Genomic DNA, 13,147 nt, shown 5'->3' with positions numbered 1-13,147 from the left:
GCCGCAACCTATTGGGCTGCGGCGTATTTTGTCTGATTGCCACTGAAATCAGGCTTTTTTCACAAACTCAGATTTCAGCATCATGGCGCCGATACCATCAATCTTACAGTCGATATTATGGTCGCCATCCACCAGGCGGTTGATTTTCACTTTCGTCCCTACTTTGGCGACAGACGACGAACCTTTTACCTTGAGATCTTTAATCAGGGTAACGAAATCGCCTTCCTGCAACACAGTGCCATTCGCGTCTTTCACAATCAGGGCATCCACATCTTCTGTCACTTCACCCGGTATCCACTCGTGACCGCACTCAGGGCAGATCAACAGGTTGCTGTCTTCATAGACATAAGCCGAATTGCATTCCGGGCAAGGAGGTAAGGTATCGCTCATACGCTGCTATCTCTCATTTAAAAAAGTCATCACTTAAAGATATTCGCCCGCCACTGACTTGCCAGTGCCGGACGAGATGCCTGATATTATAATGTAATTATCATTAAATTATCACCTCGCCGGTTCTGTCATCACAAAACCCCGCCATCAAAGACAGAGGGGCTTTCAAAACAGCAGCTTAATAGCGACTCGGCATTGCGGCCTGAAGCAATTACTTCACCTGAGGATTCTTCGTGGCGTCATCATCCAGATAACTGATGTCGTGCTTTTCCAGATATTCACGGATCAACTGACGGACCACCTGGGACGGTGTCAGATCCTGGGAAGCACACAGCTTTTCAAAGGCCTGCTTTTTGCGGGGATCCATCAATACGGTAAAACGGGCAGTCTTGCTTTCCACACTCAGCTACTCTCGGTCGGACATGATAATCAAATTATAATCTTAACCTGATGATGAAGATACGATACAGACAAAAAGAGCCACCATAACGGTGGCTCAATCAGAGTATGACTCGCAGAGAGGTATCAGTCCTGAACGGCTTGCAGCACGGCTTTTAACTGAGCAAAATCATTATCACGCTCAACCGACAGCAACTCCATCGCACCATGTTTGGCAAGCGGGGCAGGTAAATCTATCTCTTTTTGCAGGATATCTTCCACCACTTCCTTGAACTTGGCAGGATGCGCAGTACACAGGAACAGGCCGGTCTCGCCCGCTTGCAGCTGCTCATTGAGTATGCGGTAGGCAATGGCACCATGTGGTTCACACAAATAACCGTCGGCATCCATCTGACGCAGTGTCTCTGCGGTCTGCTCATCACTTACCGCGCCATAGCCCAGCTCGTTCAGACCCCAGCCTTGTTGCTGGCACAGCTCTTCAATACGCGGCCAGTTGTTTGGCTGGCTGACGTCCATGGCATTGGAAATGGTCGGCACTGTGGCTTTAGGATCCCACTTGCCGTTCTGCAGATAGCGGGGCACGGTATCGTTGACATTGGTGGCGGCAATGAAACGTTTCACCGGCAAACCCAGCGCTTTGGCCAGCAGGCCGGCAGTCAGGTTGCCGAAGTTGCCGCTAGGAACCGACACCACCAGATTGCCGCGAGCGGCTTTCGGCAATTGCGCCACCGCTTCGAAGTAGTAGCAGATCTGCGCCATCAGGCGGCTAATGTTGATGGAATTGGCTGAGTTCAGGCCCACTTCCTGACGCAGTTCAGCATCATCAAAAGCGTGCTTGACCAGCGACTGGCAATCATCAAAGGTGCCGTTCACAGCCACAGTGTGAATGTTGCCGCCCAGCGTACAGAACAGCTTTTCCTGCAGCGGGCTGATCTTGCCCTTCGGATACAGGATCACCACCTTGATGTTGTCCATACCGTAGAAAGCATGGGCCACAGCGGCACCGGTATCGCCTGAGGTGGCGGTAAGGATAGTGATATTGCCATTGGCATCCGACACAGCCGCCAGCGATTGTGCCATGAAGCGGCCACCGAAGTCTTTGAATGCCAGCGTCGGGCCGTGGAACAACTCCAGTGCATAGACAGCGTCTTTCACCGCTACCACAGGGGCCGGGAACTGGAAGGCATTGCTGACCATTTGCCGGACGGTGTCCGCGCCCAGTTCATCGCCGATAAAAGCAGACAGGATACGGCTGCTGCGGGTAACGAAATCCTGCTCCAGCAACGCATCGATATCGCCTAAATCCGGCAACTGGGCAGGAAAGAACAGGCCCTGATTACGGCCCAGCCCCTGGCGGACTGCCTGGGCAAAAGACACTTCTTCCTGATGATCTTTCAAGTTATACAACTTCATGATTAATACTCACTTCCTATTTCTGTTGAACCCTGGCTGTCGAGACGACAGACATGGACGAATCCTTCATCATTCTGGACATAATGCTGCTGCAACCAGCGGGCAATGCGCTCTGCAACTTCCAGATCATCACAGATGCTGAACATGGTCGGGCCTGAACCTGAAATACCACTGGCTAACGCGCCGGCTTCCAGCGCGTACTGGCGCGCTTCCTTAAAGCCCGGCAGCAAGCCTTCGCGATAGGGTTCTGCCACCACGTCTTTGATCATTTTGGCGGCCAGTTGCGGCTGCTGGCTGTGGCAGGCATGGATAAAGCCCCCCAGATAACGGCCATGGGCAATGATATCCTGCCGGCGGTACTGAGCCGGTAAAATGGCCCGAGCTTCTGCGGTCGAGACCTTGATGCCGGGATACGCCATGACCCAGTACCAATTATCAAAGCTCGGCACTGACTGGCTGATGATCCCCAATTCCTCGACCATAAATTGCAGCCCGCCAAGATAGCAGGGCGCCACGTTATCGTAATGCACACTGCCTGAAATCTGGCCTTCCATTTCTCCCATCAGCGCCAGCAGTTCTGTCTCTGTCAGCGGGTTATCATGAAAGCGGTTCAGGGCATCCAGAGCGGCCACAATTGAGCAGGCGCTGGAACCCAGACCGGAGCCGATAGGCATATTCTTCGCCAGTGTCATCGACACAGGTTTCAGGCTGACGCTTTTCTTATCCAGCTCGCGGGCAAACACCTGCCAGCAGTGATAAACGATGTTCTCTTGCGGCTCAGCCGGCAGCTTAGCGACAAAGTCACCTTCACATTGCAGTGAAAAGGGCTCTGTGCCGGCAGCCACTGTCACTTTATCCCCCAGCAGGGTGCCATCAACGGGCGACACTGCCGCCCCGAGTACATCAAAACCGACACTGACATTACCAATTGATGCCGGTGCGTAAACAGTCACACTCATTGTTACACTCCCAGTTTCCAGCCGACGGTACGCATCAGATCAGCGAAGACCCCTGCCGCTGTGACCTCGGTACCGGCACCGTATCCGCGCAGGACCAGAGGAATGGGTTGATAGTAACGGCTGTAGAAGGCCAGGGCATTCTCGCCGTCCTTGATTTTAAACATAGGATCATCCTGATCAACGGCCGCCACTTTCACTTTGCATTTACCGTTGTCGATTTCCCCTATGTAGCGCAGTACTTTGCCTTCTGCGGCCGCTTTGGCTGACCATTCACTGAAGTAAGCATCGGCCTGCGGCAGACGCTGCATGAAGGCCTCGACATCGCCACTTTGATCAAAGCCCGGCGGCAAGGCCGGCTCGACCACCACATCGCTCAGCTCAAGGGCATAACCGGCTTCACGGGCCAGAATCAAGAGTTTGCGCGCCACATCCATGCCGGACAGATCATCACGGGGATCCGGCTCAGTGAAACCGTTATTGCGGGCCACAGTCGTTGCTTCACTCAGGCTCATGCCTTCGTCCAGCTTACCGAAGATAAAAGACAGCGAACCAGACAAAATACCGGCGAAACGCTCCAGCTCATCACCGGCAGCCATCAGGTTCTGCAGGTTTTCAATCACTGGCAGACCGGCACCGACAGTGGTGTCATACATGAAACGACGGCGGGTCACGCGCGCGGCCTGACGCAGCTGGTGATAATAAGCCATGCTGGCCGTATTGGCTTTCTTGTTGGGCGTGATAACGTGGAAACCGGCGGCCAGGAAGTCCACATACTGCTCGGCAATGGCTTCGTCTGAGGTGCAATCAATAATCACAGGGTTGATGATGTGATTGCGCTGCACCAGCTGAATCAGGCTCGCCAGATTGAAGCCGCCGCTTGCCTGGCCGATCGCATCGCGCCAGTTTTCCAGCGGCAGGCCATTATTGTCCAATAGCATGCCTTTACTGTTCGACAAGCCACAGACACGAATGACAATCCCGTTTTCAGCCAGTTTCTCTTGCTGGCGCTGGATCTGATCCACCAGCTCGCCACCGACACCACCGACACCCACCACAAACACATCCAGGAAGTGCTTACTGTTGAACAGGTTCTCATGACAGGCTTTCACCGCTTCCGAGATTTTGTTGGCCGGGATCACAGCGGAAATAGCCCTTTCAGAAGAGCCCTGCGCAATCGCAATAATATTGACGTTCACTTCGGCCAGCGAGGTAAAGAAGCGGGACGCTACGCCACGGGAAGTCCGCATACCGTCCCCGACCAGGGTCACGATTGCTGAGTCGTCAATGAACTCTACCGGCTCTAACAGGCCTTCTTTCAGCTCCAGCTCAAAATTATTACGCAGCGCCTGCTCTGCCGCTTGCTGATCGTCACTTTCGATACAAAAACTGATGCTGTATTCAGACGAGGACTGAGTGATCAGAACAATTGACACACCTGCTGCTGACATTGCCCCGAACACGCGGGCCGCCATGCCGACCATGCCTTTCATACCAGGACCGGACACATTCACCATGGTCAGGTTTTTGAGCGTGGTAATGCCTTTGATCGCCAGCTTGTCTTCACCTGTATCCTGGCCGATCAGTGTGCCGGCACCTTGCGGGTTAAAACTGTTTTTGATCAGGCAGGGAATGTGGAATTGCGCGATGGGGGCAATGGTTTTGGGATGCAGTACCGAAGCACCGAAGTAGGACAACTCCATCGCTTCCTGGTAGCTGAGCGATTTCAGCAAACGGGCATCCGGTACCAGACGCGGATCGCAGTTATAGACGCCATCGACATCGGTCCAGATTTCACAGCACTCGGCTCGCAGACAGGCTGCCAGCACGGCGGCTGAGTAATCCGAACCGTTGCGGCCTAAAATAACCAGCTCACCTTTCTCATTACCGGCCGTAAAACCCGGCATGATATGGATGTGGCCCTCAGCCAGCGGATGGCGGCGGAAGTTGTCGGTTGAGATCTCAATATCAACATGCCCTTCCAGGTAATCGCCATGCGCTACTAAAGAAGCAACAGGATCAATCAGATCGGCTTTATGTCCCTTGGCTTCCAGCACCGCTTTCATGGCCACGATCGACAGGCGCTCACCTTTACTGATGACGCGGGCGTAAACATTGTCCGGGCACTGTCCCAGCAACTTCATCCCGTGGACCAGTTGCTTCAGCTGCCCCAGCGAGCTGGCGAGCTTGGCATCTACGGCTGAACGCTCAAACGCAGGTAAATGCTGCTCAATGCCATCAAACAGGCTGTTAAAGGTGTTTTCCAGATCGGTGAGCTGCAGTTCAGCATCGCCCGTCGCGACTGTGGTATCTATGACTGACACCAGTTTGTTGGTCACTTTGCCCGGTGCTGACAGCACCACTGAGACTTCACCCTGGTGGGCATTACTGGCGATGATATCCGCCGCCCTGAGAAACCGGTCGGCATCCGCTAAAGATGAACCGCCAAACTTAAGCACTCGCATTCCCTACTCCACTTCCGTTAATTTTGACTTGTCGGCAACGGCTTCCTGGCTGTTATTGTGTGTGGCCAGTGAATATTGCCATTGAATCTGAAAAATCATGGTGAAAAAAAAGCCCGCACTGTGAGGTGCGGGCTTTTTTTTGAAATCTTGCGCGTATCAGCCCGCCCCAACACTGTTTGTGCCGGTAATAATAATGGTGGTGGTGCCGATAAGGTTAAGTGCCATGTTTTTATATTATTGCTAATGTTGTGTGCGTGTTGTTACGTTTACCTGATCCCCAGGTATGAGTCAACACTGACTAGTGATTTATTTCTTACTTTCCCGGAATACAGTTTTTGTCTCTGCCAATTCATTATTCCCGCCAAGAATAGATTAGTCGCATAAAATTAGAGGAAATCGCATTTCTGCAATTGCAGTTAACTCATTGACATAGCATAGTAACTCGTAAGGATTATTTGCCTTCTCAAGCAAGACCTGAAGCAACTAACCCGTTCAAGCCCAACCATGTTCTGGTTCAGGACAGTTAACGCACCCTCAGAACCAGAGAGATCACTCACAGGCCATGCAGGAAGACCGCCTGGAGGATGACAATGATTACAATAATATTTCGGAGGGATCCGGCATGACAGCAGCGATGGAACAGCTTGTTGCACATACCATACTCCAAGGCTTTGATGCCATGTACGGCCGGTTTCTCGATGTCACAGCCGGTGCGCAGGACAGATTTGAAAATCAGGACTGGATGTCAGTCCATCAGGCCCTGAAACAGAGGATCAGCTTTTACGACCATCATGTGGAACTGGTCAGCCGCCAGATCCAGATTATGCTCGGCAGGCAATATGCGAACCGCGAGTTTCTGACCGCCGTCAAATCCTCCTATGAAGATCTGCTGCTGGATTACCCTCGCTATGATATTGCAGAAAGCTTCTTTAATTCGGTCTATTGCCGAATTTTCGAGCATCGCGATATCAACCGCGACAAACTGTTTGTCCACAGCTCTCAGGCCGGGCGCATCGCGCCTTATCCAACGGCTTTAACCCGTTTGTACCAGTCTGAGAACGGGCCGCACTATCTGTTTGAACGCATGATGGATGAAACCCCTTTCACGCTGAGCTGGGAAGACAAAAACCGGGACATTGCCCTGATAGTGGCCAGGCTCAACAATGAGTTTGGCAGCGCAGCGATGCAAAAAGCGCGGCTTGAGCTGATCAAAGAACCCTTCTACCGCAATAAAGCCGCTTATCTGATTGGCCGGCTGTTGCTGGAAAACAACACCCAGATCCCCCTGGTGTTACCTGTGCTGACCACAGAAAACCGCCAGCTGTATGTGGATGCCTGTCTGTGTCATGTTGATGATGTCAGTATCGTCTTTGGCTTCGCGCGCTCCTATTTCATGGTATACGCTCCGGCACCTGCCGCACTGGTCCGTTTCCTCAGTGAGCTGTTACCTAACAAAACCCATGCCGAACTCTACACCGCCATAGGTTGCCAGAAGCACGGCAAAACAGAGCTGTACCGGGAATTTCTCCATCACCTGGAACACTCCGACGACAAGTTCGATCTGGCGCCGGGTATCAAAGGCATGGTGATGAGCGTCTTTACCCTTCCTTCCTACGGGTTCGTCTTTAAAGTGATCAAAGACAAGTTCGCCCCTCAGAAAGAGATGAACCGGGCCACGGTCAAAGAGAAATACCAGCTGGTGAAGGAACATGACAGGGTCGGCCGGATGGCTGATACCCAGGAGTACCGCAACTTCAGTTTTGACCGCAGCCGGTTCAGCGATAGTTTATTAGAGGAGCTCAGGCGTGAAGCGCCGTCGAGCCTTATCGTGACGGACAAGGAAATCATGATAAAGCACCTCTACATTGAACGCAGGATGATCCCTTTCAACCTGTATATCGAACAAGCCAGTGATGACGATCTGCGCCACGCCGTGGATGAATACGGCAAAGCCATCAAACAACTGGCAGCCGCCAACATCTTCCCGGGTGACATGCTGTTCAAAAATTTCGGTGTGACCCGCCATAAACGCGTGGTCTTCTATGACTATGATGAAATCAGCTACATGACCGAAATTAACTTCCGCCGTATTCCGCCGCCCCGGTTCCCGGAAGATGAACTGTCAGCCGAACCCTGGTACAGCGTGGGTACCAATGATGTTTTTCCTGAAGAATTTCGTACTTTCCTGCTGATCAACCCCAAAGTGCGGAAACTGTTCGATGAGCTGCACAGCGATCTGTTTGATCCCGGTTACTGGCAGCACTTACAGTCAAACATTGAGCAAGGACGGTTTGAAGATGTCTTTCCGTACAAAGAAAAACACCGGCTGATAAGAGCACAAAAGCACTCGTAATTTGATCTTTGCCGCAATCTGAGATGTAAATCAGTGATGTGCGACGAAACACGCACTTTGTGAAATATTTCTGGCCTAGGATTAATTGGCATACAAAAGGAAACTGCACTCACAGGGATGGCTGAGGATGAAACACTGCTGCTTATTGCTCTTATTCTGTCTGGCCTGGCCAGCGCTGGCCACGGAGCCGGCAACTGAGCCTGTTTCAGCGTCAGCAATGGCAGGATGGTTTCTTAATTCTCAGTCACGCAGCGCTGAGCAATTTGACCTCTGGCAGATAGACAGCGGTTATGCCTATGCCCTGACCCAGTCCACCCAGGTGTATGTCAGTACCCGCCTTAAAAGCGGTAACCAACAGCAGGCGGCAACACGCGGCTTGTTATCGGGCGTAAAGTACAACTTCAGTCCCAAAATCAGCCTGCGCAGTGCGGTGACGTCTGAGCGGGTGGAAGAAAACACCCGGCTGGGTGTCGAACTCAGCAGTCAATACGAGCTGAATGAGAAGGTAAACCTGCATGCCACCATGGATTATGAAGCGTTAGAGCAGGTGTATCAGCTCGGTATTGGCTTTCGGTTTTAGGCCAGCAGAACGCCGTCCTCAGAGCACGGACAAATCCAGCGGCTCTTTACTGAGCAAGATACCATTGGGATCCGCGTACAGAATATCCCCGGGATAAACCAGCGTATGGGCGACGGTCAGGGTGACATTCCTGTCTCCGGTCTGGCGTTTCTCGGTTTTAAACGGACATACCGCAATGGCTTTGACCCCCAGCGCCATCTCGCTCAGCGCGACGACATCACGCACTGCGCCGTTAACCACTATACCTTCCCACTTATTCTTAATCGCCAGCAGAGCCAGCTGATCACCCAACAAGGCTTTGTTTAACGAACCGTGACCATCAATCACCAGCACCTTGCCGGTGCCGTCTTCGTTGAGAATATCCCTCACCAGGCTGTTATCTTCAAAGCATCGCAGTGTCACCACTTCGCCATAAAACACAGATTTCCCACCAAAATCGCGATGTGCCAGCGGCAACCAACGTACTTCATCCTCGTAGTGATCACACAAATCCGGCAGTAGATCTTTCATCGTAGAACTCCTTACTCTAATCCTTGAATATGAAGATAAGCGGGCCATTTCCCGAGTGCAGTCTGAGAAAAACCCTGATTTTTGAGCATAACGGGCACCAGGTACAGCTGCTGCTGTGATACCCAGTAAATTGCATTTTGCCGCCACTTCGCCGCCAGCTCACAAGCCTGACTTAACCCGGCACACACCGCCAGACTCGGCTCATGCCAGCGCCCGTCCGGCGCACTGCAATCAAGCCTCAGGTAAGCATATCCCAAAGCGGACAATTCAGCTTCCAGACGCTGCTGCCGCTGACGATTTTCCTTACAACTGAGCACAATACTTTCAGGGTTAAAAGCGGTTAAAATAGCGAAGTTTGAGTAGTCAGGTGTCTCAGACGCACGGAAAATGATCTGCTGATAACCGAGCCATGTTGCCTGCCGGGCATGCCGTTCTGCATGCCTGCCCTGCAACCGGTCATTATCAGAGTGACGGTCATCTTGCGACATGTGTCTGATCTCCCTGCCTGGTCAGCCCATAAGACAGTTATCTTTAACAGCCTTATTTCATTGATGAAACAACAAATTGTTTGAGCTATAACAATAAGATAGTGTTTCCGATACGCTAGTATGGCACGGTAAAATCGAAAAAACTGAGCGCAATACAATAAAATCATATTGTTAGTACGCTGTTAAATGCATACAATCGTCTGCATCCAAGGGAAATTGTAGCCAGTCCCGCAAGTTCGGGTTTTTCAGCAAGTTGTCCGTTGGGCCGCTGAAAAATGAGGATGGCGTACCAGCAGGTAGTTGAAAAGACGGGTGCAAACTGCAACTGTTCTGTTACTTTGCCTGTAAGCGAATTATTTTTATAGAATTGAAATATTCTCTGTTAGACCAGATTCCGTTTTGAGTAATTAGGTACTGCCAATGCAAACCCCTCACATTCTAATTGTAGAAGACGAGCACGTAACCCGTAACACCCTGAAAAGCATCTTTGAAGCAGAAGGGTACACGGTTTTAGAAGCCAGCGACGGTGCAGAAATGCACAAAATGCTGTCTGAACATCATGTTCACCTTGTGATCATGGATATCAATCTGCCAGGTAAAAATGGTCTGCTGCTGGCCCGTGAACTGCGTGAGCAAGGCGATATGGCGTTGATGTTCCTGACCGGACGTGACAACGAAGTGGATAAGATCCTTGGTCTGGAAATTGGTGCGGATGATTACATCACTAAACCTTTCAATCCAAGAGAGCTGACCATTCGTGCCCGCAACCTGTTAACTCGTGCAATGAGCCAGGGGCTGGCCTCAGAAGATCGCCGCCTGGTTGAACGCTATGAGTTCAACGGCTGGTCTCTGGAGCTGAACAGCCGTTCTCTGGTGAGCCCGAGCGGCGATCAGTTCAAGCTGCCGCGCTCTGAATTCCGTGCCCTGCTGCATTTCTGCGAAAACCCGGGCAAAATCCAGACCCGTGCTGAACTGCTGAAAAAGATGACCGGCCGTGATCTGAAGCCGCATGACCGCACAGTTGACGTCACTATCCGCCGTATTCGTAAGCATTTTGAATCAGTGTCCGACACCCCGGAAATCATCGCCACTATCCATGGTGAAGGCTACCGTTTCTGCGGTGATATCGAAGAAAACTAAGACCAGGCACTAGCTTGTCCGGAACACAAAAAAGCGTCGCGATTGCGACGCTTTTTTAATGGTTTGCTCTCAGCCTGTTCAGCTCTCTTTACTGGCTAGCCAGGTTTTCAGCACCTTCAGATCGGCCTGGTAACTCGTTTTTATTTCATCAACCCAGTCTTCGATGTTTTCCCACCAGGCCGGCAATTCAGGCGACTGCGCTTTCTGGGCCACCTGCTGAATACGCTTCAGGCCGATAGACCCCGCGGCTCCCTTGATCTTGTGCGCTTCAAACTTAATACCGTCCTTGTCTTTCGCCGTCATATTCGAATCCAGAATCGCCAGATACTCAGGCATCATTTTTTCGAACATATCCAGTGAATCATACACAGGCTGAGCACCAACAATATCGACATAGGAGTCCAGCATCTCCAAATCCAGCAGTTTGCTCAACGTATCCTCGCTCAGACTGCTCTCGTCCGCTATCACAGGCTCCTGGCCTTCCGTCTGGCTGGCACCCTGCTGTATCAAAGCCTGAATCACAGTGTTAATCGCCTTGACGCTGAGCGGCTTACTGATGGCATCATCCATGCCCTGATCCAGATATTCGTGCTTGTCTTTAATCACATTAGCCGTCAGCGCTACCAGGGGCGGCAGCTGGCGATAACGCGCACGCAGGACTTTGGCGATTTCAAAACCTGTCATATCCGGCAATTGAATATCCAGCAGCACCAAATCGTACTGAGCCGGTGTAAACATCTCCAGCGCCTCATCCCCTCGCATCGCCACAGTGACCTGATGCCCCAGTCCTTCCAGCAAGGCCTTGGCAACCGTGATATTCAGCTCTATGTCTTCCACCATGAAAATGCGCAGTGAACGCTGTGCCAATTCGGGCAGCTCGTCATCTTCAACAATCTGCTCAAGCACAGGGACACAGATGGTAACGGTGAACGTACTGCCTTCCCCGACTTCGGAGCTGACCTCAATATCCCCGCCCATCATATTCACCAGCTGGCGCGATACCGCCAGGCCAATGCCGGTGCCGACGGCGTGCAGATTATCCTGGCCCTGTTTCACCTGATAATACATGGCAAAGACTTTATCCAGCTCAGACTCAGGAATGCCGATCCCGCTGTCTTCGATCTCAAAGGTGATTTCCGCCTGCTGGTTGTCCAGCAGTTCGCTGCTCACAGACAGAATGACCCCGCCTTCCTTGGTGAACTTGGTCGCGTTGCTGATCAGATTCCACAGCACCTGGCGCAGCCGGGTGCCGTCGACCTGAATATAGGGCGGTAAATCCGTCAGTTGCTCCAGGTCGAATCGCAGGCCCTTCTGCTCGGCCATCAGGCCGGAAATGTTGCCCATCTCTTCGATAAAGGCATCGAAATCCAGCGGCGTTGGCAATAACTCCAGACGACGGCGATCCGACTTGTCCATATCGATAATGTCATTGAAGATATTGCCCAGAGTAATGGCGCTGACATAGATAGTACGCATGTAGCCGCGCTGCTGATCATTGAGCGGGCCTTCCAGCAGCATCCGGCTCAGTCCGACGATCCCGTTCAGCGGTGTCCGTAATTCATGGCTGATGGTCGAGATAAAGGCGGTTTTATCGCGGCTGGCTTTCTCCTGAGCTTCCTGGTATTGCTTGCGCTCGGTAATGTCGCGGCCAAATCCCATCAGGCCAAGCCGGCGGCCATCACGGCTGTAAAAAGGTACTTTGCGCAACTCAAAAATGGCTTTGCGGCCATCGGGGTATTCCAGCCACTGCTCGTAGGTCAGCGAGATATTTTGGGTGAAAACCTGCTGATCGGTTTCCACTATCTTGACCGCCACCTCTTCACTGTACACATCCCAGGGAGTCAGTCCGACCAGCTCCTGTTCCGTTCTGCCGGTTAATTCGGCCATTGCCCGGTTACAGCCGGAAAATTCGTTCTTTTCGTTACGGTAATAAATGAGATCCGGCGACGCATCGAGAAAGGACTTCAGCAAGGCACTTTGCTCTGCCAGTTCGAGCTGAGCGCTTTCACGCTGTGCCACCTCGTTCTCCAGATCCTGCATCGCAATCCGGCGCTCTTCTTCAGCCTTGATCCGCACTTCGATCTGCTGGTTCAGCTCAGTAATGTTATCTTTCAGCTGCTTGTTCAGGGTCAGATCCCGTGAGCGCATTTCTTCCAGCTTGGTCACCAGCTTGGACAAGCGCTGGCGGGAATCTTCAAGCTGATCCACCACCACAGACAGAAAATAAACCGCCCAGGGAGTGATCAACAGACCAAAAAAAACAGAGCGGACGATATCGATATCCAGTACTTCGCCCTGCAGTGCCAGAGTGACCCCCACCTGTACCACCACAGCCAATGCCACCAGAGCTAACGCCAACAGCAGGCTGAAGCGCACTATGCCAAGCTTCACCAACAGGTCGACATAGAACTGCGCCAACATTTTTATTTGTTTCATTGTGATTCCTGCTACAA

General features: G+C 52.0%; 11 protein-coding genes and 1 other annotated feature. Of the genes, 3 read left to right on the top strand and 8 right to left on the bottom strand.

All coding sequences use genetic code 11. From position 1 onward, the window contains the following. Positions 1 to 48: 48 nt before the first annotated feature. From P0Y67_RS03040 to thrA, 5 genes are all read right to left on the bottom strand, one after another. Positions 49 to 390, bottom strand: coding sequence for a zinc ribbon domain-containing protein YjdM (locus P0Y67_RS03040; protein ID WP_342390695.1), 342 nt, complete (start codon positions 388 to 390; stop codon positions 49 to 51). A gap of 211 nt (positions 391 to 601) precedes the next feature. Beyond that, positions 602 to 790: a CopG family transcriptional regulator gene (locus tag P0Y67_RS03035; RefSeq protein ID WP_027253128.1), complete on the bottom strand. Its 189-nt coding sequence runs from the start codon at positions 788 to 790 to the stop codon at positions 602 to 604. Positions 791 to 915: 125 nt separating this feature from the next. Further along, a complete protein-coding gene (gene thrC, locus P0Y67_RS03030) occupies positions 916 to 2,202 on the bottom strand; it encodes a threonine synthase (protein WP_342390694.1) in 1,287 nt (428 codons plus the stop codon). A 2-nt stretch (positions 2,203 to 2,204) separates the two neighbouring features. After that, the gene (gene thrB, locus P0Y67_RS03025) at positions 2,205 to 3,161 is read right to left on the bottom strand and encodes a homoserine kinase (protein ID WP_342390693.1); all 957 of its coding nucleotides are present in this window, start codon (positions 3,159 to 3,161) and stop codon (positions 2,205 to 2,207) included. Between the two features lie 2 nt (positions 3,162 to 3,163). Beyond that, positions 3,164 to 5,623 (bottom strand): bifunctional aspartate kinase/homoserine dehydrogenase I, encoded by a 2,460-nt coding sequence (thrA, locus tag P0Y67_RS03020; RefSeq protein WP_342390692.1) that lies wholly within the window; start codon positions 5,621 to 5,623, stop codon positions 3,164 to 3,166. Positions 5,624 to 5,725: 102 nt separating this feature from the next. Next, positions 5,726 to 5,841, bottom strand: a sequence feature (Thr leader region). Positions 5,842 to 6,245: 404 nt separating this feature from the next. Between thrA and aceK the strand changes: the two genes are divergently transcribed. Both aceK and P0Y67_RS03010 read left to right on the top strand, forming a co-directional pair. Next, entirely contained in the window at positions 6,246 to 7,976 is a 1,731-nt protein-coding gene (aceK, locus tag P0Y67_RS03015) for a bifunctional isocitrate dehydrogenase kinase/phosphatase (RefSeq protein ID WP_342390691.1), read from the top strand. A 127-nt stretch (positions 7,977 to 8,103) separates the two neighbouring features. Further along, a complete protein-coding gene (locus P0Y67_RS03010; protein WP_237793810.1) occupies positions 8,104 to 8,556 on the top strand; it encodes a hypothetical protein in 453 nt (150 codons plus the stop codon). 18 nt (positions 8,557 to 8,574) lie between these two features. On the opposite strand, the gene P0Y67_RS03005 is transcribed toward P0Y67_RS03010, so the two are convergent. Then, entirely contained in the window at positions 8,575 to 9,066 is a 492-nt protein-coding gene (locus tag P0Y67_RS03005; RefSeq protein WP_027253134.1) for a putative 4-hydroxy-4-methyl-2-oxoglutarate aldolase, read from the bottom strand. An 11-nt stretch (positions 9,067 to 9,077) separates the two neighbouring features. Beyond that, on the bottom strand, positions 9,078 to 9,554 hold the full coding sequence (locus P0Y67_RS03000; RefSeq protein ID WP_342390690.1) for a DUF3293 domain-containing protein: 477 nt from the start codon (positions 9,552 to 9,554) through the stop codon (positions 9,078 to 9,080). Between the two features lie 420 nt (positions 9,555 to 9,974). On the opposite strand from P0Y67_RS03000, the gene arcA reads away from it, so the two are divergent. Further along, positions 9,975 to 10,694 carry a two-component system response regulator ArcA gene (gene arcA / locus P0Y67_RS02995; protein WP_337114308.1) on the top strand — a complete coding sequence of 240 codons (720 nt, stop codon included), beginning with the start codon at positions 9,975 to 9,977 and terminating at the stop codon, positions 10,692 to 10,694. Between the two features lie 78 nt (positions 10,695 to 10,772). Here arcA and arcB read toward each other — a convergent pair whose 3' ends face one another. Then, positions 10,773 to 13,130: an aerobic respiration two-component sensor histidine kinase ArcB gene (gene arcB / locus P0Y67_RS02990; protein WP_342390689.1), complete on the bottom strand. Its 2,358-nt coding sequence runs from the start codon at positions 13,128 to 13,130 to the stop codon at positions 10,773 to 10,775. Positions 13,131 to 13,147: the final 17 nt, after the last annotated feature.

Source organism: Photobacterium sp. SP02 (genome assembly GCF_038519165.1).
Lineage (GTDB): Bacteria > Pseudomonadota > Gammaproteobacteria > Enterobacterales > Vibrionaceae > Photobacterium > Photobacterium halotolerans.
Note: the sequence above shows the minus strand (reverse complement) of the source record. Positions and strands in the feature narration are given on the sequence as shown.

Bases quoted from the DNA above. Each gene is read 5' to 3' on its own strand.
- P0Y67_RS03040 (WP_342390695.1), bottom strand. From the start codon at position 390: ATGAGCGATACCTTACCTCCTTGCCCGGAATGCAATTCGGCTTATGTC.
- thrC (WP_342390694.1), bottom strand. From the start codon at position 2,202: ATGAAGTTGTATAACTTGAAAGATCATCAGGAAGAAGTGTCTTTTGCC.
- thrB (WP_342390693.1), bottom strand. From the start codon at position 3,161: ATGAGTGTGACTGTTTACGCACCGGCATCAATTGGTAATGTCAGTGTC.
- thrA (WP_342390692.1), bottom strand. From the start codon at position 5,623: ATGCGAGTGCTTAAGTTTGGCGGTTCATCTTTAGCGGATGCCGACCGG.
- aceK (WP_342390691.1), top strand. From the start codon at position 6,246: ATGACAGCAGCGATGGAACAGCTTGTTGCACATACCATACTCCAAGGC.
- P0Y67_RS03010 (WP_237793810.1), top strand. From the start codon at position 8,104: ATGAAACACTGCTGCTTATTGCTCTTATTCTGTCTGGCCTGGCCAGCG.
- P0Y67_RS03005 (WP_027253134.1), bottom strand. From the start codon at position 9,066: ATGAAAGATCTACTGCCGGATTTGTGTGATCACTACGAGGATGAAGTA.
- P0Y67_RS03000 (WP_342390690.1), bottom strand. From the start codon at position 9,554: ATGTCGCAAGATGACCGTCACTCTGATAATGACCGGTTGCAGGGCAGG.
- arcA (WP_337114308.1), top strand. From the start codon at position 9,975: ATGCAAACCCCTCACATTCTAATTGTAGAAGACGAGCACGTAACCCGT.
- arcB (WP_342390689.1), bottom strand. From the start codon at position 13,130: ATGAAACAAATAAAAATGTTGGCGCAGTTCTATGTCGACCTGTTGGTG.